Consider the following 18,993-nt stretch of genomic DNA (forward strand, 5'->3'; position numbering starts at 1 on the left):
TCACGGCCGAGACGTCGCCCGGCCCGCGTTCCGGTCTCAGGTACGACGGGCGCGCTGCGGTTTGCGTGCGGCTTCCTCGGTCACCTCGGCCTGCCGGTCGGCGGGCACCAACGCCAGGATGTCCTCGCGGGAAGCGATCATCAGTTTCTGCAGGACCGCCGCCATCTGGGCGTCGACGGTCTTGAAGGAACTGCCGCGGCGGGCTGCGATGGCGGTGTTGGTCCAGCCCGCCGCCGCCAGCACGGCCACGTCCTGTTCGGCCGCCGACAATTCCTCCCACTGCGAGGGTCGGCGACGCCGGACCGGATGTTCGACGGGCAGCCGGTCCAGCGACAACTTCCCCAGCGCCAACTGCGCCACCTCGCCCAGCTCCGGACGCAGCAGCGCGCCCTCCTGTTCCGCCACCGCGAAGGCGGCCTCGCCCAGAACCTGACGGGCGGTGTCGGCGGCGACCTCGGTCTCACTGGCGAACGGTCCGAGATTGGCGATGTTCACGCCGATCCGCTCCCGCAACGTCGCCCCGCCGCCGAGCAGCCGCGCGACATCGCGCGCCTGAGCCGTCACCGTGCCGGAGCGTTCGGATCCGGTATCGCGGATCAGGCGCGCCAGCGCCCATGCCTGGATGTGGACGGCCCACACCACGCCCCACTGATCGCGCATCGCCAGCTGTGTGGTCAGCGACGCCCGTATCACGGCGACCGCTTGGTCGGGGTCGCCGTGCTTGGTCAAGGCGATCCCCCGCGCCAGTCCGGCCCACGATGCCGCCCACCGCGCGCCGGAGAGTTCGGCGTGGTCCGAATGCCGCCGGGAGATCTCCAGAGCCTGCGCCGGTGTGCCGAGCAACGCCGCGGCCAGCGCTTCGAACAGTTCGCCCATCGCGGCCCCACCGCGGTCGCCTTCGGCGGAGAACTTCTCTCGGGCCCGGGCCAGCACCGCGATCGCGCGCACGTCACGGGGCAGCAGCATCAGCTCAGCGCCCCTGGCGAAGTCGATCGATGCGGGCAGATCGAGGTCGTCGAGTCGCTCCCGCCACCCCGCTCGGGCCGCGGGGTCGGGCAGGCAGAGGGCGACGGCTTCGTCGAGCATCCGTTCGGCGTCGTGGTGCATGCCCTGGCACAGGCAGATCCACGCGATCAGCGACATCGCCGTCACCTGCAGCGGCACCGGCTGCGGGTCCAGCGCCCTGCTCGCGGCCAGCGTACGCTCGGCCCAGCGGCGTGGTTCGCGCAGCGAACCGGCGAGAAACGGGCTGCGCAGCGCGATCAGACCGGCGGCGATCTCCAGTCCGACCGCGGCCTCCTCCGCAGTCGCGAGGCTGCCCGCCATGGCGCACAGCAGGTTGTCCCAGGCCGCGCGCGCCCAATTCAGCAGGTCCTGTTCGCCCGGCCCGAACCATCCGGCTCGAGCCGCGACAACCTTGTCGCGGTAGTAGCGGCGGTGCCTGCGCGCCAGCCGCGCCGGTTCACCGTCGCGTTCGGCCAGACGCTGCTGGGCGAACAAGCGGACGCTCTCCAGCAGCGAGTAGCGCACCGTTGCGGCGGTCAGATGCACGGTGACCAGCGATTGGTCCGCGAGCCGCTCGAGCAGGCCCTCGATCTCCTCGCGGCGCAACCCGTCCGGCTCGTCGTCGGCGCAGACCGCCTCGATCGCCTCCAGTTCGGCGCCGACGTCCGACTGCGCCGGGTCCGCGTTGTCCGGGTCGACGTCGTACCCGGCCGCGAAGACCGACAGCCGGTCGAACAGCAGCCGCTCTTTGTCCCGGCACAGGTCATACGACCAGGCGATGACGTCGCGGATCCCCTGGTGCCGTGCGTCCGCGCCGACCCGGGGACCGTGCGACCAGCGCAGCCGCCGGTCGCCGGCCTCACCGGTGAGGTCACGCAGGATCATCGGCAGCGGCCGGCGCAACAGCCGTGCGGCCGCCAACCGGATGTAGAGCGGGTGGTTGTGCACATGGCGGCAGATCTCCGCCGCCAGCTCGCTCTCCTCCTCCGTGACGGTGTGCCCCGTCAGACCGGCGCGGGCCCGAAACAGCGTCAGCGCCTGTTCCCGCGACAGCGCGGGTACCGGCACCAATTGTTCGTCGACCCATCCGATCGCCTCGCGGCTGGTGGCCAGCACGGTCAGCCCCGGAGCCGCGTCCAGCAGGTCGGCGATCACCCGCCCCGCGCCGTCCAGCACGTGTTCGCAGTTGTCCATCACCAGGATGGTCTGCAAGGTGCGCCCGACCGCGTCGCGGCGGCGCAGGGTGTCCAGCACCGCCTCCCAGGCCGACCGCCCGGAGAAGTCGGCATCGATCAGCGAGCGCGCGACCTGCTCCTCCACCGCCGCCGCGTCGGAGCCCCGCGCAAGCAGCGCCAAGCGCACCCAATGCACCGGAACGCGCCGCGCTTTGTGGAACCGCTGCACCGCCTCGGTCGCCAGTCTGGTCTTGCCGATGCCGCCCGCACCGATCAGCGTGACGAGGCGGGTGCCGCCGAGCAGCGCCATCCCGATCTTCTCCAGTTCCCGCTGACGCCCTACGAAATCACTGGCGCCCGGGGGCGCAGACCCCGGACCCGACGCACGTCCTACCGACACAGCAGGGCAGCGTAGTCGGGTCGCTCCCCCGATTCCCGAGTCTCTACCGATGTGCGCGACCCACCTATACGCGGACGATTGCGCTGGCGCGGCAGTCGATCGCACGATCGGAAGGAGACGACGGTGGGACGGATACTGGTACTCGGGGCGGGCGAATGCGGGTTACCCCTCGCTCACCGTCTGCTGCGCGGCGGGCGGTCGGTGACGCTGGTCGCCGATCGCGATGCCGAAGCGGTGCTCGCGGGCACCGTGACCAGCACCCAGGTCAAATTCCCGCCGACGCTCGATCTCGAAGCGGATCTCGGCCTGGGATTCTGGCGCTCGACCGCGCCGAACATCGAGGGCATCCGGTTCACCATGGCCGTCGATCGCGCGGTGGTGGTCACCTGGACCGGACGATTCACCCGCCCGGCGCAGAGCGTGGATCAGCGGACGGTGTTCGCCCGCTGGCTCGGCGAGTTCCTGACCGAAGGCGGTGATCTGCGCATCACCGAACTCTCGGTACCGGAACTCGACCAGCACGCCGCCGAGCACGACCTGACCGTGGTGACCCGGGCGGGTCGTGAGCTGGCCGGCTGTTTCGAGGCCGATGCGGCGTGGCCGGTGCACGCCGCGCCGATGCGACGGCTGGCGGTGCTGTACCTCGACGGTGTCGAGCCGGATCCGGAGGGCCTCGGTTCCTACACCGCCCTGCCCGAGCACGGTGAGGTGATCTCCTATCCCGGCCTGACCGGACGGCCGGGGCAGGAACGCCGCTGCGAGATGCTTCTTTTCGAGGCGCGGCCCGGCGGTGCGCTGGACGGGTTCGAGCAGCACGGCACGCCCGCGCGACGCTGGGCGCACGCCAGGGAACTGCTGAACGCGCACTTGCCCGCCGAGATCGCCGAACGGTACCGGCATGCCGAGCCGACCGATGCCGGGGCGACGCTGGTGGGCGCGGTGACTCCGGTCATGCGCCGTCCGGTGGGCATCCTGCCGTCGGGCAAGCCGGTGCTGGGCGGAGGCGACGTCGTCTGCCGGATGGACCCGGGCGGCGCTCAGGGCGCCAACAACGCCGTGCACTGCGCGATCCGCTACGGCGAGGCGATTCTGCACGATCCCGACGGCCCCTACGACCGCGCGTGGATGGAGTGGGCGGCCGCGCCGTGGCTGACGGCCGTGGCCCACCCCGCCGCGCGGTGGACGGCCACGGTGCTCGATCCGCCGCCCGCCATGCGCGAGATGATGCTGGCCGCCCAGCACGACACGACACTGGCCGACGCCTTCGCGAACACCTTCGCGCGGCCGGCGAACCTCGCCCGGCTCGCGGCGACCGCGCCGTCCTGACCGATTCCGCGCTTAGGGCCGCCAGGGCGGTGTCGCGGGAAAAGTGACCGGCAGCGCGGTCAGAGCGCGGTGGAAAGGTCCTGGCCGCCAGGCCAATTCGCGCACCGGCACGGCGGGCCGCAGTTCCGGCAGCGCGTCCAGCAACTGGTCGACCGCGTCCTGGCCGATCAGGTAGGCCGCGCTGCGGGCCGGACACGCGTGCGGTCCGGCGCCCCACGCCAGATGCGATCGGTTGCCGCTGTGGTCGTGCCCGCTGATCGCCGGATCGTTGTTGCAGGCCGCGAAACTGATCACGACCGGCTGATGGGCAGGCAGCCAGACATCGTCGATCAGGATCGGCTGGCGCGGATAGGTGACCGAGAAATTCGCCATCGGCGGATCGGTGAACAACACCTCGTCGAGCGCGTCTCGGGTCGACAGGCTCCCGCCAAGGACATCGCCGCCGAACCGGTCGTCGGTGAGGATCAGCACCAGGGTGTTGATGATCAGATTCTGCAGCGGTTCGATCCCCGCCCCGTAGAGCACGACGAGCTGGTGGATCACCTCCGTGTCGTCCAAGCCTGCCGGATGCCGCAGCAGCCGCGTCGTGATGTCCAGGCCCGGTTCGGCGCGCTTGTGCTCGAGCAGCCGCAGCAGCGCGGTGACGAGCAGGCGGTTGCCCTCCTCCGCGTCCACTCCGTCGAACACGGCGCGGGTAGCGGCGGCGACTTCCTTCCCGATCTCCGGCGGGCAGCCCAGCATGGCGTTGATCGCCTCGAAGGCCAGCGGTAGAGCGTACTGCGATACCAGATCGGCGCTGCCCGTCGCGCAGAAGGTGTTGATCAGCGGCACGGCGATCCGCTCCACCGTCTCGTGTAAGGCGTGCAGGTCGACGGCGTCGATGCTCGCGGTGTTCGCCTGGCGGTAGCGCGCGTGTTCCTCCCCCGTGCTGCGCATGGCGTTGGGACGCCACTCCAGCACCGGCAACACCGGGCAGTCGGCGGTCACGTTCGCCTGCCAGGTGCGCGGGTCGGCGGGAAAGTGCGCCGGGTCGTGCATGATTCGCACCGCCGTGTGATAGCTGAGCACCAACGTCGCGGGCACGCCCGGCGCCAGTTCGACCGGCGCCATCGAGCCGTAGCGGGCGCGCATGTCGCGGTAGGAGCGATGCGGATCGGCCGCGAACTCCGGGGAATACAGCGATACGCGCTCGACGTCGTGGTCGATGGGCGAACCATGATGCGCGCCAGGGGCGTCCGCGGTGCGGTCGAAGTCTCGGGGTGTGGTCAACGCGTCACTCTCACGGTAGGAGCGTTCGCACCGAGCGCGGGCGCACTCGGCGCGGATCGTCGCGACGGCGCTCGGCCCATACGGCGCACCACTGCGACGCATCGTCCCGACCGCGCAGCGGATCGACACACAGGATCGTCGCGTAGGTAGCTCACGGGCATCGGTAATGACGCGCGACCTGCGGTGATGCGACCGCCCCCTCCGCACGGCAACGAAATCGCGGACGACTCACCGCTGCGGACCAGCCACGATCACCGACAGCCGCGCCCCGGCGACACCGGGCGCGCGCGAATCCCGCAGTGACGCTCCGTATTCGCTACCGGCGGAAGGATCGACGGACGCATCCGATCCGGGACGGCAGGCACGCCGTTCGCCCGCATCCTGCGGGGAGACAAGCACTTCGACGTGCACGTGGCTGGTGTATAACTTCCATCGGCCCGGCCGACTCCCCCGACAAGCGATAGCGAGACACGATGCACGGTTACCTCAACCAGGTGTCCCACGGCACGACCCCCTCCGGCTATCCGACGCGCGAACCCGAGACCCCCGCCGTCGAGCCGCCGCGCACCGCGGATCTCGTCGTGAGCGCGCTGTTGTGGTTCCTGCCCGCGACGCTGGCTGCGATGTCGACGGTCCTGGCGCCGTGGTTCCTGATGGCGGGCGGCATCTGCGAGTCCAAGCCGGAATGCCGGGTCGATACCAGCGCGGGCGTCTGGATCATGGTGGGCGGCGGGATCGTCGGCTTCGCTGTGGGCGCGTTGCTGTCGCTGCTGGCGGCCCGGCAGGGGCGCGCGATGTTCCCTGGCGCGTTGGTCGGCGCGGTGCTGGTCCTGCTGGCGTGGTTCGCCGCCTCGTTCCTCATGGGCTGAACCGCGCGGGCGGCCACCGCGGCGCCGGTGCGGCCAGTGCGTGTCGGCGATGCCCCGGAAGCGGGCCGGCGCGGTGGGTGCCGCACCGCTCATCACTTCGAGGCCCTTCGGCGTCCGGACCTCGTCCCCGGCTCCCGAAAACTGGCACGGGTGTACTATTCGCCGGAATCACTTCACCGCGGGAGCTCGGGCACGGCCGGGCTGAGAGGGCGGACCGCACGCGCCGCCGACCGCATGAACCTGTCCGGGTAATGCCGGCGTAGGGAGAGCGTTTCCGTCATGTCGTCGACCCGTACGAGCGCGCCGCGCGAAGCCCCGCTGACCCTCGATCAGCCCGCCCCGAAGGTGCTTTCGTTCTGGGACCAGAGTGCGTTCTGGGCCAATCTCGGCGTCAGCCTCATCGCGTTCTCCGGCGCGTACACCGTGCTCGCGCCGGACTCCGCGGGCGCGGCGCGGATCTCGATCGCGGCGGGCATCCTGGCGACCGTCCTCGGCACCCTGGTGGGTGGACTGATGCTCGGCGCGGCGGCGCTCACCGGCGCACGCACCGGGCAACCCGCGATGGTGCTGCTGCGCGGACTGTTCGGCGCGCGACTCAGTTACCTGCCCACCGTGCTCAACATCGCGCAATTGATCGGCTGGGGGACCTTCGAGCTGATCGTCATCGGCGACGCGGCCGGGGAACTGTTCGGCGGCGGTCCGCGCTGGCTCTACGTCGTGGTCGCGGGCGCGCTCACGACCGTCCTGACGATCTGGCCGCTCGGTTCGGTCCGTCTGCTGCGCAGGTTCGTGACCGCCGGTGTCGTGATCGCCCTGATCTGGTTCTACGCGCAGTTCTTCCGCGCCGGTCTGCCGGATCTGCGGGCGAACCCCGGCCCGAGTGGAAGCGGGCCGTTCGGCGTCGATTGGAACCTGTTCTGGGTCGCCACCGACGCCGCGCTGGCCGTCTCGATCTCGTGGGTGCCGGTCGCCGCCGACTACACGCGGCACGCCCGCACCGGCCGGTCCGCGTTCGGCGCGGCCAGCGGCGCGTACGGGCTCACCCAGATCGTCGCCTACGTCCTCGGCCTGTTCGCGCTGGCGCTGGCGACCGGCGAAGGCGGGCCGTACGCACCGTTTCTGCAGGTGAGCCTCGGCGCGCTGTTCTTCTTCGTCTTTGTGCTGCGGGAGGCGGACCAGTCCTTCGCCAATGTGTACTCCACCGCCGTGTCGATCCAGAATCTCGCGCCGCGCGTCGACCGCAGAGTGCTCTCGATCGGCCTCGGCGCGCTGATCACGGTGTCGGCCCTGTGGATGGACATGACGAACTATTTCGGATTCCTCGGACTCATCGGTTCGGTGTTCGTGCCTCTGCTCGGCGTGCTGGTCGCCGATTTCTTCCTGCGTGCCCACCGCGCATGGAACACCGCGCCGGACGCGCCCGCGCGATGGGGCATGGTGCTCGCCTGGCTGGCCGGGTTCGCGGTATATCAACTGATCAATCCGGGTGATGCCGGAGTGTGGACCGAATTCTGGGAGCGCGTCCGGCAGGCCCTGCATGTCACCCCGCAGGCGTGGATGAGCGCATCGCTGCTGTCGTTCCTGGCGGCGCTGGCGGTGGCCTGGTTGGTCGGCAAGGCGGCGAGGACGCCATCGGCGTAGCGCGTTTGCCACCATGGAGAGATGGGCCGGATCAGGATAGGCACGTCGGGCTGGGTCTACCCGCCCTGGCGCGGGACGTTCTACCCGGAGGGTTTGCCGCACAAGCGCGAGCTGACCTATTTGTCCGAACAGCTCGACAGTGTGGAGATCAACGGCTCGTTCTACTCGCTGCAACGCCCGTCGAGTTACCAGAAGTGGGCCGAGCAGACGCCGGACGATTTCCTCTTCGCGGTGAAGGGCAGCAGATTCATCACGCACATGAAGCGGTTGCGCGACGGTGACGACCTGCTGGCCAACTTCCTGGCATCGGGCCCGCTGGCGCTCGGACCCAAGCTGGGCCCGATCCTGTGGCAGCTGCCGCCGACGTTCCGTTTCGACGCCGACGTGCTGGACGACTTCTTGTCCCGGCTGCCGCGCGGCACCGAGCAGGCCGCCGAGATCGCGCGGCGGCACGATCACCGCGTCGACCCCCCTTACACCAGCACCGACGCCGACCGGCCGATCCGGCATGCCATGGAGATCCGGCACGAAAGCTTTGTGACCCCGGCGTTCACCGATCTGCTCGGCCGCCACAACGTAGCCCTCGTCGTCGCCGACGCGGCGGGCAAGTATCCGCTGCTGGAAGAGGTCACCGCCGACTTCGTCTACATCCGGTTGCACGGCCACGACGAGCTCTACGTCAGCGGATACACCGACGAGGGTCTGGACATGTGGGCGGAGAAGATCCGCGCGTGGGCCGGAACGCTGGACGTCTACACCTATTTCGACAACGACGCGAAAGTGCGGGCGCCGCGCGACGCCATAGCGTTGCGGGAACGCTTGGCGTCGGTCGTGTCGCCACGGCCGGCGGGATCGGGACAGTGACGCCGGCGCGGCAGGTCGCGGTCTGCGGGCCGAGGGAGTGCACACCGCAGGAAGCGGAGTGGGCGCGTGCGGTCGGCGGGCTCTTGGCGCGGGCGGGAGTCACCGTCCTGTGCGGCGGCGGGTCCGGGGTGATGGCCGCGGTCGCCGCCGGCGCCGCCGAGGCCGGTGGGCTGGTGATCGGCGTGCGGCCGGACACCGACCGCGCCGCGGTGTGTCCCGGCCTGTCCGCGGTGCTGTTCACGAACATGGGCGAGGCGCGCAACGCCATCCTGATCGAGTCGGCGGACGCGGTGATCGTCATCGGCGGCTCGTGGGGCACGCTCTCGGAGGTCGCACTGGCCCGCCGGCGCGGCGGCATTCCGGTTGTCGCGCTGGGCGGCTGGCAGATCCGCGACGCGCACGGACGGCCGATGGCGGCGACGGTGAACACGGCCGACCCGGCCGATGCGGTGCGCCGGGCGCTGGACGGGATCGGTTGCGAACCGGCCTGAGACCGCCGATCGATCCGGGGCGGACAGACAACTGTCGGCGACCGGTCATCGCCGAGCACCGCCAGTGCACCCAGGCGAAATTCGGCTCGCCCGTACTACGCCATAGATCCGCGCAAGATTCGCTGTCTCCAGCGAATTCGACACTGCCACGGCCGGTCCGGGTTGCCCAGCTACCGAATCCGCCCTCCCCCAATTCTTTCCGATCACGCAATCTTGCGCGTCACGCAAGTTTCGCTACGGTGGACGTGTGGCATTCGTCCTGGGCCTGCGCGAGCGCAAGAAGCTCGCCACCCGCGAGGCGCTCGGTTTCGCGGCGCTGCGACTGGCCGTAGAGCGCGGGCTGGACAACGTTCTCGTCGAGGACATCGCCGCGGCGGCCGGAGTCTCCGCGCGCACGTTCAACAACTACTTCGCCAGCAAGTACGAGGCCGTCTGCTCGGTGGCGGTGGACCGGGCCCGCCGGATCGCGGACGACCTGCGCGCCCGACCGGCCGCCGAACCGCTGTGGCCAGCGGTGATCCACGCCGTGCTGGCGGAGTTCCGCGACACCGAACCACCCGATTCCGCTTGGACCGCCGGCGTTCGCCTGATCACCCGCGCACCGTCGTTGCAGGGCGAATACCGCAGATCACAGGCGGTGATCGAAGGCGCGCTGGCCGAGGCCATCGCCGAGCGCACCGGCCGCGCGAACGATGCCGACATGTTCCCTCGAATCATGGCCGGGGCGGTCACGGCAGCGCTGTACGTGGCCATCGACCGATGGGTCGAGGCCGATCCCCCCGTTCCCGCGCTACCGGTCATCCGGGAAGCGTTGCGCCAGTTGACTCATCTCTCAGGAGCGTTTCCCATGGATGTACCGGCCCAGCACACTCTCGCCGTGCCCGGTGCGACCCTCTACTACGAGATCCGCGGCACCGGCCCGCTGTTGCTGCTCATTCCGGGCGGCAACGGCGACGCCGGAGGCTTCGACGCCGTCGCCGAACGACTCGCCGACCGCTACACCGTGGTCGCCTACGACCGGCGCGGCTTCAGCCGCAGCCCCCTCGACGGGCCGCCGCACGATCGCATCGTCACCGACGGCGCGGACGCCGCCGCGCTGCTCACACACCTCACCGACCGGCCCGCCCATGTACTCGGCAGCAGTTCCGGAGCGATCGTCGCGCTCGAATTGTTGCGCGCCCGGCCGGAACTGGTGCGCACGCTCGTCGCCCACGAACCACCGCTGGCCACGCTGCTGCCCGACAGCGAGAAGTGGCTGACCTTCCTGGACGGCATCCACGAACAGAGCAGGACCGAGGGCACGGCCGCCGCCATGGCGGCGTTCGCGGCCGGCATCGGCATGCGGTCCACACCGCCTCCCCCGGTCGACCAGTTGCCGCCGGAAGCCGCCGCGATGGTGACCAGGATCCAGCAGAACCTGCTGTTCTGGCTGGAACACGAGCTTCGGCAATATCCCCGGTACACCCCGGATCCGACGGCGTTGCGCGCGGCGTCCGACCGCCTGGTACTCGGCGTCGGACGCGAGTCGAGAGACACCTTCCCCGGCTTCCCGAACGCCGCACTCGCAGAGGAACTCGGCCTCGACCTCGTCGAGTTCGCTGGCGACCACATCGGCTACCGCACCGCCGCAGACGAGTTCGCCACACAACTCGACCGCGTGCTGACCCGCGAGGGAACCGGTGCCGGATCCTGACCGAGGACACGGCGACACCCTGCCACCGAGCGGCGAGGCACCCGCCGCGGCGGACTAAGCCGACTGGCGCAGGGGATGCAGGGCGGCCAGCGCGCGCAGGGCGTCGGCGCGCGAGATGGGCTGGTCGTTGTCCAGGGCGGCCAGTTCCAGTTCGATCCAGTCGCGGATGAGCGCGGACATGGTCACATTGCGCTGCTCGGCGGCCTTCTTCACCCGCTGGTGCAGTTCCAGTGGGATGCGCAGCGAGGTGGTGACGGTGACCGTGTCCTCGGCGCGCAGCGGCGGGGGCAGCTCGGCGGCGTCGACCGGCGCGTCGCTGTACTCCAGATCGGACAGGAAGTCCCGGACGTCCTCGGGATTCTTCGGATAGTCAGTCATCGGCGTGCTCCCAACGCTCGAGTTCGGCCACCTGCGCCTCGGTCATCTCGACCGCGCCCAGAATGTCCCACTGCCAGCCCTCGGTGCGGCGGACAGCGACGATGAGCGGCCGGCCCGCCTCGGTCCGGCCCCACACCGTCAGGACCGCGAGCTCGTTCCGGCCGCGCGCCCGCCGAGGCCATCGGCGAGCGCCCATGAGCACCTGCAGCACTTCGCGCGGGTCGATTCCCACCAGCGACAACAGTGCCCACTCAGGCCAGTTATAACCCACGATCAGCGATAATACAAGTGTATTGCGGGCGAGCTCACCGCGCTCTCGCCCGGGACAGATTCCAGCTCTGCCACGTGTCGTCGCCGAGACCCGACCGCAGCCGGGCACGCACCTGCGATCGCAGCGGCTCGGGAAGCCGTTCGGTCGCGGGCAGTATGTCCGGCGAGAGCGCGACCAGGTATTCGGTGTCCAGCGCCTTGCCCCGCTGCCAGCGAACGATGTTCTCCTCGGCGATCAGTCGCTCCGGGTCCAGCACGGCCAGCGCCAGCAAGGTGGCCATGGCGGTGCCGAGCACGGCGCGCGGCAGCCACGCCCGGCGCAGTCGCAGCACCGCGACCAGCACCAGGAGGTAGACCGAACCGAGCCACAGTTCGCAGGCTTCCACCAGCAGGCGCAGCACCGTGAAGCCGTAGGCCCGCTGGTAGGTCCACATCCGGCCGAGTGCGGAGGCGACGATCACCAAGGCGAGCACGCTCACCGCCGTGAGCAGCCCGCGCAGCCACCAGCGGTCGGCGGGCGTGTCCTGGCCCGCCCAGCGCAACACCACCACGAGCACCGCGAGGGTCAGGACGGTGACGGCCGACAGTTGCCAGAACCCGGTGCGGGCGTACTCGGCGTAGGTCAGGCCCGCCGTCTTCCTGACATGGTCGTCGCCGCCGAAGAGCACGACGAACTGGGTCGCGACGAAGGCCGCGAACAGGATGGCGAGCGCACCGACCGGCAGCGCCCATTCCGAGCGGCGCAGCGTGCGCCCACCCGCTCGGGCGGCAGCGGGCGGTGGCGGACCCGCGAGCACGAACAACGCCCCGAGCGCGCCGAGCGCGACCACTGCGAACAGCACGATCCACCGCACCACCGAGGGCACGTCCAGGTCCGGCGTCACGGTATCGAGCAGCGCGGCGAACATCGCGTCGGCGCTGCCGAGCAACGGAACGAACACCGCGAGCAACGCCACGGTCACCGCCACCGACACCCCGAGCCGCCTGGCCCGCGGCGCGTTCGCACCGCGCACCCCGGCGGTGCCGGCGTAGGCCCACGGCACCGCTGCGACCGCTTCGAGCCCCACGGCCAGCGTGTCGTAGAAGACGCCGTTCGCCGAGCGGCGGCCGACGACGGCCAGCGAACCGGCGACAGCTGCCGCGACCACGCACAAGGCGAACAGCCAGCCCGCGGCGCGGACGGCGCCTACCGCGAGCAGCGCCAGCGCGAGCGTCGCCCACCACACCCGTCCCGCCAGCCGTGCTCTGCGCGCGGAAATCCACCTGAAAGAAGGCCTTCCGGCCTTCTGCGCCGCTTTCGCGACGGCGTCTTCCGTCGCGCTCGCCACCGCCCTGCGGGCGTTGCGGTCGACGAGGACGACCGCCGTCGCGGCCACAACGGCCGCGAGAAGCCAGCCGATGCCGGGCCGGTCCCAGTGCACGAGAATCGCCGCCGCCAGACCCGAGACGAGCGCGGCGGGCACCACGCCCGCAGGACAGGCCACACGCCGCCACTTGGGTGGTCGCTGCCGGACGGTCGGCCCGCCCGGAGAAGGCCGGACGGACGCGCCGTCCTGCGCGGCGGAGCTCGCCGCCGGTCCCTCCGATCCGGCGACCGGAGGCGCACTCGTCGCAGTGCCGGAAGTTGTTGCCGCGGAGGCGGATTCGGTGCTCCACACCACCGCGGGCGCAGGGTCGGATTCGGGTTCCGGAGGCATGGTTCGTCCCTTCGACAGGCGTGCGGAATCACCCCGGCGCCGTCTTGGCGGTCCGGGTCGGATGAGGGGATGGATCAGCGGCCGGGCAGCACGACCCGGATCCGGGAGCCCGGCTCGGCGACGGCGATGGTGCCGCCGTGCAGATCGACCACCCAGCGGGCGATGGCCAGGCCGAGGCCGGTGCCCCCGCCCGCGGTACGGCCGCCCCTGGTGAACCGGTCGAACACCCGGGCGCGTTCGGCGAGCGGTATGCCGGGGCCGTCGTCCTCGACGTCGATCACGACCTCGCCTTGCGCGCCACGCACGGTGACGCGGACTTCCCCGCCCGCTGGCCCGTGGCGAGCCGCGTTGTCGAGCAGGTTCAGCAGCACTTGATGCAGACGCGCACGGTCGGCGTATACGCGGGCGGCGCCGGGCAGCACGTCGGTGCGGAACCGCACGCCGCGCCCGAGCGCGGCGGTCATGACCTCCGCCTCGGCGACGACGTCGGCCAGCAACGGCGCGATCGGCAGCTCTTCGCGGTCGAGCGGGAAGGCGCCCGCTTCGATGCTGGACAGGTCGAGCAGTTCCGAGACCAGCAGCGTGAGTCGCTCGGTCTGGGCCAGCGCGGTGCGCAGGGTCGCCGGGTCCGGCTCGGAGACGCCGTCGACGAGGTTCTCCAGTACCGCCTGCAAAGCGGTGATGGGCGTGCGCAACTCGTGCGAGACGTTCGCGATCAGGTCGCGGCGCTGCCGGTCGGCCGCGGCGAGGTCGGCCGCCATCTGATTGAACGCCTCGGCCAGTTGCCCGACTTCGTCGCGCGAACTCGCCCGCACCCGCAGGGTGTAGTCGCCGTGGGCCATGCGCTTGGCCGCCGCGGTCATCTCCCGCAGCGGCCTGGTGATGCCGTGGGCGAGGAACTGCGAGGTGAGCAACGCGATCACCACCGCGGTGAGCGTGGTGCGCGGGGGCAGCCAGCCGATCTTGAACCGGAAGAATCCGAACGCGACGCCGCCGGAGCACAGCATGAGGACCGCGAGCTTCAGCTTGATCGACTTCACCGGGTCCAACGGCCGTGGCAACAGCTCGGCTATCCGGTCGCTCACCCGGCGCCACCGGGCGCAACAGGTTGCGCGCTTTTCGTTTCCCACCTCCGGAATGCGCGCGGGACCGGCGCTCACCGGGCCTCCAAGGCGTATCCGACGCCCCGCACGGTGCGGATCAGATCGGCGCCGAGTTTGCGGCGCAACGCCTTGATGTGGCTGTCGACCGCGCGGGTGCCCGCCGCGTCGGACCAGTCCCAGACGTCTTCGAGCAGCCGCTCGCGCGCGAGCACGGTGCGCGGGCGACGGGCCAGCCGGGCGAGCAGATCGAACTCCAGTGGCGTGAGCACGGCCTCGACCTCCGCGCGCCAGACCCGGCGCTGATCGACATCGATGCGCAGGTCGCCCACCAGGATCGTCGCGCCGTCGGGGGCGGCCGCCCGGTCGAGCCTGCGCAGCAGCGCGTGCACCCGGGCGGCGAGCACGCGCAACGAGAACGGCTTCGTCAGATAGTCGTCCGCGCCAACGCCAAGTCCGACGAGCTGATCGGTTTCGTCGGCGCGCGCGGTGAGCATGAGCACGGGCACCGGACGGCGCGCCTGGATGCGGCGGCACACCTCCAATCCGTCGAACCCCGGCAGCATGACGTCGAGCACCACCAGGTCGGGGCCGACGGCCTCGGCGGCGGCGACGGCCGAGGGGCCGTCGTGCGCAAGCTCGACGGTGTACCCCTCCGCCCGCAGGCGCGCCGCGACGGATTCGGCGATGGTCATCTCGTCGTCCACCACCAGGATTCGCCGTGCGGCCTGCGCCGGTGCGCTGTGTTCCATGCACCGAACCCTAGCCACCGGCTGTGGAGAGTTCCGGCGCCGATTGTGGAGATTTCGTGTGCATTCGCCGGCGTGGGCCGGCGTTCACGGCCGGGGCCACGGACGCTTGTCGATGCGTTCGATGTCGGTGTTGAACCGCTTCAGGAATCCGGCGAACGCGGCGACGTCCCCGGCCGACCAATCCGCCAGCACGTTCTCCAAAGCGCGGACGTTGTAGGCGCGCTCGGCATCGAGCTGGCGGCCGCCCTCGGCGGTGATGCGGAACTTGCGCGCCATGCCGCCGTCCGGATCCGGGATGCGTTCGATCAGGCCGGCTCCACGCATGGCCGTGGTCTGCCGGTGTAGCGTCGAGGTGTCGAGGCCGAAGGCGTCGCTGAGCTCGCCCACGGACATCGGGCCCTGCACGCGCAGCCTGCTCAGCACCGTGTAGGCGCTGCGGTCGAGGTGGCCGCGACCCCGGCGGGCCTTGGCGCTGAGGCTGTGCCGCCCCAGCAGCATGGTCTCGAACTCCACCGAAGATACGGGCTTGTCCACGCAACGCTCCTGCCGATATTCGCCAGCTCCCGGGCTCATCTCCGCACCTATACCACACCCCCACGGCGAGACCAGCACATTTGCATAATACAACTGTTGTGCATAGTGCAATTTATGTGTACTGTGCACAAGAATCGAGAGAGAGGGAGACCCGCGTGACAGCACCATCGGCAGCTCGGTCCGAGGGCATCGTCGGCGTACTCGCGGCGGCGGGCATCGTCGCCGCACTGATGCAAACCCTGGTGGTGCCGCTGATCGGGGACCTGCCCCGGATCCTGGACACCACGGCGTCCAACGCATCCTGGGTGATCACGGCGACGTTGCTCGCCGGCGCGGTGGCCACCCCGATCACCGGACGCCTCGGCGATCTCTACGGCAAGCGCCGCATGCTGCTGGCGTGCACGGTCCCGCTCATCGCCGGATCGCTGGTCTGCGCGCTCGCGAGTTCGGTCGTGCCGATGATCGCCGGTCGCGGCCTGCAGGGCATCGGCATGGGCGTGGTCCCGCTCGGCATCAGCGCGCTGCGTGACGTGCTGCCCGCCGAACGGCTCGGCACGTCCATCGCGGTGATGAGCGCGTCGATGGGCATCGGTGGCGCGCTGGGGCTTCCGCTGGCCGCGGCGGTGGCCGAGAATGCCAGCTGGCGTGTGTTGTTCTGGGGCTCGGCGGTGCTGAGCGCGGGTGTGGCCACGCTGATCTGGCTGCTGGTGCCCGCCATCCCGGCGCGCGGCGGCGGCGGCGGTTTCGACGTTCCTGGCGCGCTCGGTCTCGGCACGGCGCTGGTGTGCCTGTTGCTGGCGGTGTCCAAGGGCGGCGACTGGGGCTGGACGAGCGGAACCGTTGTCGGCCTGTTCGCGGTCGCGGTCGTGGTCCTGGCGGTCTGGGGCTGGTGGGAACTGCGGACGGCGGATCCGCTGGTCGATCTGCGGGTGACCGCGCGCACGCAGGTGCTGCTGACCAACGCCGCCTCGATCGTGGTCGGATTCGCCATGTACGCGCAGTCGCTGATCGTGCCGCAATTGCTGCAACTGCCGCTGGCGACCGGTTACGGCCTCGGACAATCCATGCTGGCGATGGGATTGTGGATGGCGCCCGCCGGACTGGTGATGATGGCGGTCTCCCCGCTCGGCGCCCGGCTCTCGGCCGCGCGCGGGCCGAAGGTGACGCTCGCCGTAGGCAGCCTGGTGATCGCCATCGGCTACGGCTCCTCGGTCGTGCTGATGGGGTCCGCCTGGGGGCTGCTCATCGTGACCTGCGTGTGCAGCGGTGGCGTCGGCCTCGCCTACGGCTCGATGCCCGCGCTCATCATGAGCGCGGTCCCGCTGTCGGAAACCGCGTCCGCCAACAGCTTCAACACCTTGATGCGTTCGATCGGCACCACGGTGTCGGCCGCGGTCGTCGGCGTGGTCCTCGCGCAGATGAGCACCCGCCTCGGTGGGCACACCATCCCCACCGAGGCCGGTTTCCGCACCGGATTGCTGATCGGTTGTGGCGTCTCGGTGCTCGCGGCGCTGGTCGCACTGGCCATCCCGGTGCGCAAGCCCACCGAGGGACTGCCGCAGACAACCGACCTCGAGCCCGCGGCCGCGCGCGCCTGAGCGCGGCCCGCACTCGGGTCAGGCGAACAGCCGCGCGACGAACGGAATGCTGTCCGACAGTGAAGCGGCCATCGTGGCGCTGTGATCCTTGCCCGGATACACGTGGACCTCGGGCCGGACGCCGTGCGATTCCATATCGGCGATCAGCTTCGCGGTCAGCGGAGCGGGGACGTCGGTGTCGTTGGTGCCCTGCCCGATGAACAGCGGCCGGTCGTAGCCGGTGAGCGGAACATCCATGACCGGGCGAGCCGTTGCGACGAAATCGCCGTCCGCGAGCGGGCGCGAGAACAACCGGTCGACCGAGATTCCTTGCGCGCGGTCGGCCAGCGGCTGGAAGCACAGCGATTCGGCGGCGGTTGCCAGTTGCTTGCCGACCGGGCTGAGATAGCTGTCGAGATCGAAGCCCGGTCGCGCCGCCTTCAGTCCGTTCATCACGTACGCGATATAGGCGGTGAGGTGCGCGTTGTCGATCGGGGGCGCGTCGGGCCCGAGGAACGAGGCGGCCTCGACGACGTTGGAGGCGGGGCCGGTGGCGACGGCGCCGCGGTAGTCGAGTTCGGGGGCGTAGGCCGTGGCCAGCGAGGCGGTGAACACCGCGGCTCCACCGCCCTGGGACTGACCGATCGCCACCCACTTCGACGACAGCGAATCGTCGACGGCGCGGGCCGCGCGCACCATGTCGATCCCCGCGTGCGCCTCGGCGCGTCCGTCCAGGTACGCGTGCGGCCCCGGGGTGCCCAGACCGATGTAGTCGGTCGCGACGACGGCGTAGCCCTGGCGCAACCAGGTCGCCAGATAGTCCAGGTCGCGCTTGCTGCGGCCCGCGGTCGACGGCGCGCACTCGTCGGCGAGGCCGACCGTCCCGTGCTCCCAGGACAGCACCGGCCAGCCGCCGCTCGGCGGCGTGCCGGCGGGAACGAAGACGGCGCCGCTCGCCAGCGCGGGCCGGTCGTCGGAGGTCCTGGTCCAGTACGTCAAGCGGCGAGCCGCGCCCGTGCCTTCGATCCACAGCTGTTCGGGCAGCGCCTCGTCGGTGGCGACCGTGCCCGCGGCCGCGCCCGGCGCGGGCTCCGCCACGGCCGAACCCAGCGGAGGCCCCGCGAAGAGCAGTGCGGCCACGGCCACGGTGATTGCTGTACGTCGCACCGACATGGCGCCACCTCTCGGTCATCGGTTTGGTGTCTCGCCGAGACACTGTAGCGGCTAAAGTGTCACTTTGAGACATCAATGATGGTGACATCGCGGGGAGAGAGCGGGTATGACGGGTGTGAACGGTGCGCGTGACCGCGAGAAGGCGCGGGTGCGGCGGGAATTGGTCGACGCGGCGCTGCGGCTGTTCGAATCCCACGGGTTCGAGCAGACCACGGTGCAGCAGATCGCCGACGCGGCGCGGGTGTCCCGGCGCACCTTCCACCGTCACTTCCCGTCGAAACTCGCGGTGGTCTTCAGCCACGAAGAAGACCTCATGGCGCAGCTGCTCGCCGCCGTCGACCGGCGCCCGGCGAGCGAATCGGTACTGACCGCGCTGCGGGCGGCGCTGCGCGACTTCTTGCTCGACGAGCACGACACCAGCTCGCGCGACCGCCAGGCGGAGACGGCGCGCCGGGCCAGGCAGCTGCTGGTGGGCAACCCGGAATTGCGGCGGGAGAACTTCATCGGAGCACTGGGACGCCAGCGCGCGATGGCGCTGAACTTCGCCGCCCGCGCCGGGCTTCCCGCCGACGATCTGCGACCGCAGCTCACGGCCTCGGCCTGCTTCGCGGCCTTCGGCGTCGGCCTCGACCACTGGATGCTGGGCGCGGACCACTCGGTGCCGGCCCTGTACCGCGTCCTCGATCAGGCGGTCGAGTCGCTGCAGCAAGGCATCGACATCGAAGGCGCGAGCTGATCGCGCACCGCCTCGGCACAGCCCGCACCGCAACCTGTTTCAC

Annotated in this window: 17 protein-coding genes and 1 riboswitch; of the genes, 8 read left to right on the top strand and 9 right to left on the bottom strand. The window is 70.7% G+C overall.

Going from position 1 to position 18,993, the window contains the following annotated elements:
- Positions 1 to 36: 36 nt before the first annotated feature.
- A complete protein-coding gene (locus ACH49X_RS31860; RefSeq protein ID WP_357109945.1) occupies positions 37 to 2,580 on the bottom strand; it encodes an NB-ARC domain-containing protein in 2,544 nt (847 codons plus the stop codon).
- A 123-nt stretch (positions 2,581 to 2,703) separates the two neighbouring features.
- On the opposite strand from ACH49X_RS31860, the gene ACH49X_RS31865 reads away from it, so the two are divergent.
- On the top strand, positions 2,704 to 3,906 hold the full coding sequence (locus ACH49X_RS31865) for a styrene monooxygenase/indole monooxygenase family protein (protein WP_195083065.1): 1,203 nt from the start codon (positions 2,704 to 2,706) through the stop codon (positions 3,904 to 3,906).
- Positions 3,907 to 3,918: 12 nt separating this feature from the next.
- Here the strand turns inward: ACH49X_RS31865 and ACH49X_RS31870 are convergent, their stop codons facing one another.
- Entirely contained in the window at positions 3,919 to 5,175 is a 1,257-nt protein-coding gene (locus ACH49X_RS31870) for a cytochrome P450 (RefSeq protein WP_195083064.1), read from the bottom strand.
- Positions 5,176 to 5,648: 473 nt separating this feature from the next.
- On the opposite strand from ACH49X_RS31870, the gene ACH49X_RS31875 reads away from it, so the two are divergent.
- From ACH49X_RS31875 to ACH49X_RS31895, 5 genes are all read left to right on the top strand, one after another.
- A complete protein-coding gene (locus ACH49X_RS31875) occupies positions 5,649 to 6,044 on the top strand; it encodes a hypothetical protein (RefSeq protein WP_195083063.1) in 396 nt (131 codons plus the stop codon).
- 168 nt (positions 6,045 to 6,212) lie between these two features.
- A riboswitch (TPP riboswitch) is annotated at positions 6,213 to 6,328 on the top strand.
- Positions 6,324 to 7,685, top strand: a complete 1,362-nt coding sequence (locus ACH49X_RS31880; RefSeq protein WP_195083062.1) for a cytosine permease — start codon at positions 6,324 to 6,326, stop codon at positions 7,683 to 7,685. Its footprint overlaps the riboswitch before it by 5 nt.
- Positions 7,686 to 7,706: 21 nt before the next feature.
- Positions 7,707 to 8,549: a DUF72 domain-containing protein gene (locus tag ACH49X_RS31885; RefSeq protein ID WP_357208657.1), complete on the top strand. Its 843-nt coding sequence runs from the start codon at positions 7,707 to 7,709 to the stop codon at positions 8,547 to 8,549.
- Positions 8,546 to 9,040, top strand: coding sequence for an LOG family protein (locus ACH49X_RS31890; protein ID WP_195083060.1), 495 nt, complete (start codon positions 8,546 to 8,548; stop codon positions 9,038 to 9,040). Before ACH49X_RS31885 ends, ACH49X_RS31890 begins: the two co-directional genes overlap by 4 nt.
- Positions 9,041 to 9,287: 247 nt before the next feature.
- Positions 9,288 to 10,733, top strand: coding sequence for an alpha/beta fold hydrolase (locus ACH49X_RS31895; protein ID WP_357109934.1), 1,446 nt, complete (start codon positions 9,288 to 9,290; stop codon positions 10,731 to 10,733).
- Between the two features lie 54 nt (positions 10,734 to 10,787).
- Here ACH49X_RS31895 and ACH49X_RS31900 read toward each other — a convergent pair whose 3' ends face one another.
- The 6 genes from ACH49X_RS31900 to ACH49X_RS31925 all read right to left on the bottom strand — a co-directional run bounded on the left by ACH49X_RS31900 (position 10,788) and on the right by ACH49X_RS31925 (position 15,464).
- The gene (locus ACH49X_RS31900; RefSeq protein ID WP_357208659.1) at positions 10,788 to 11,111 is read right to left on the bottom strand and encodes a hypothetical protein; all 324 of its coding nucleotides are present in this window, start codon (positions 11,109 to 11,111) and stop codon (positions 10,788 to 10,790) included.
- The gene (locus ACH49X_RS31905) at positions 11,104 to 11,382 is read right to left on the bottom strand and encodes a hypothetical protein (RefSeq protein ID WP_067809176.1); all 279 of its coding nucleotides are present in this window, start codon (positions 11,380 to 11,382) and stop codon (positions 11,104 to 11,106) included. Before ACH49X_RS31905 ends, ACH49X_RS31900 begins: the two co-directional genes overlap by 8 nt.
- A gap of 34 nt (positions 11,383 to 11,416) precedes the next feature.
- Complete coding sequence (locus ACH49X_RS31910) at positions 11,417 to 12,865, bottom strand: DUF4173 domain-containing protein (protein ID WP_357208661.1); 1,449 nt, start codon at positions 12,863 to 12,865, stop codon at positions 11,417 to 11,419.
- Between the two features lie 287 nt (positions 12,866 to 13,152).
- On the bottom strand, positions 13,153 to 14,163 hold the full coding sequence (locus ACH49X_RS31915) for an ATP-binding protein (RefSeq protein WP_357208662.1): 1,011 nt from the start codon (positions 14,161 to 14,163) through the stop codon (positions 13,153 to 13,155).
- Between the two features lie 71 nt (positions 14,164 to 14,234).
- Positions 14,235 to 14,930 carry a response regulator transcription factor gene (locus ACH49X_RS31920; RefSeq protein WP_357109929.1) on the bottom strand — a complete coding sequence of 232 codons (696 nt, stop codon included), beginning with the start codon at positions 14,928 to 14,930 and terminating at the stop codon, positions 14,235 to 14,237.
- 84 nt (positions 14,931 to 15,014) lie between these two features.
- On the bottom strand, positions 15,015 to 15,464 hold the full coding sequence (locus ACH49X_RS31925; protein WP_323124634.1) for a MarR family winged helix-turn-helix transcriptional regulator: 450 nt from the start codon (positions 15,462 to 15,464) through the stop codon (positions 15,015 to 15,017).
- Between the two features lie 155 nt (positions 15,465 to 15,619).
- Between ACH49X_RS31925 and ACH49X_RS31930 the strand changes: the two genes are divergently transcribed.
- Positions 15,620 to 17,062 carry an MFS transporter gene (locus ACH49X_RS31930; RefSeq protein WP_357109926.1) on the top strand — a complete coding sequence of 481 codons (1,443 nt, stop codon included), beginning with the start codon at positions 15,620 to 15,622 and terminating at the stop codon, positions 17,060 to 17,062.
- 18 nt (positions 17,063 to 17,080) lie between these two features.
- Here the strand turns inward: ACH49X_RS31930 and ACH49X_RS31935 are convergent, their stop codons facing one another.
- The gene (locus ACH49X_RS31935) at positions 17,081 to 18,214 is read right to left on the bottom strand and encodes a lipase family protein (protein WP_357208663.1); all 1,134 of its coding nucleotides are present in this window, start codon (positions 18,212 to 18,214) and stop codon (positions 17,081 to 17,083) included.
- Between the two features lie 106 nt (positions 18,215 to 18,320).
- Here ACH49X_RS31935 and ACH49X_RS31940 point away from each other — a divergent pair, with 106 nt between their 5' ends.
- A complete protein-coding gene (locus tag ACH49X_RS31940) occupies positions 18,321 to 18,950 on the top strand; it encodes a TetR/AcrR family transcriptional regulator (RefSeq protein ID WP_195083052.1) in 630 nt (209 codons plus the stop codon).
- Positions 18,951 to 18,993 lie beyond the last annotated feature (43 nt).

This window comes from Nocardia sp. NPDC019323, assembly GCF_044389845.1.
GTDB classification, from domain to species: Bacteria; Actinomycetota; Actinomycetes; order Mycobacteriales; family Mycobacteriaceae; genus Nocardia; species Nocardia implantans.

Excerpts from the sequence above, each read along its gene's own strand:
- ACH49X_RS31875 (WP_195083063.1), top strand. The coding sequence starts at position 5,649 with ATGCACGGTTACCTCAACCAGGTGTCCCACGGCACGACCCCCTCCGGC.
- ACH49X_RS31880 (WP_195083062.1), top strand. The coding sequence starts at position 6,324 with ATGTCGTCGACCCGTACGAGCGCGCCGCGCGAAGCCCCGCTGACCCTC.
- ACH49X_RS31885 (WP_357208657.1), top strand. The coding sequence starts at position 7,707 with ATGGGCCGGATCAGGATAGGCACGTCGGGCTGGGTCTACCCGCCCTGG.
- ACH49X_RS31900 (WP_357208659.1), bottom strand. The coding sequence starts at position 11,111 with ATGACTGACTATCCGAAGAATCCCGAGGACGTCCGGGACTTCCTGTCC.
- ACH49X_RS31920 (WP_357109929.1), bottom strand. The coding sequence starts at position 14,930 with ATGGAACACAGCGCACCGGCGCAGGCCGCACGGCGAATCCTGGTGGTG.
- ACH49X_RS31935 (WP_357208663.1), bottom strand. The coding sequence starts at position 18,214 with ATGTCGGTGCGACGTACAGCAATCACCGTGGCCGTGGCCGCACTGCTC.
- ACH49X_RS31940 (WP_195083052.1), top strand. The coding sequence starts at position 18,321 with ATGACGGGTGTGAACGGTGCGCGTGACCGCGAGAAGGCGCGGGTGCGG.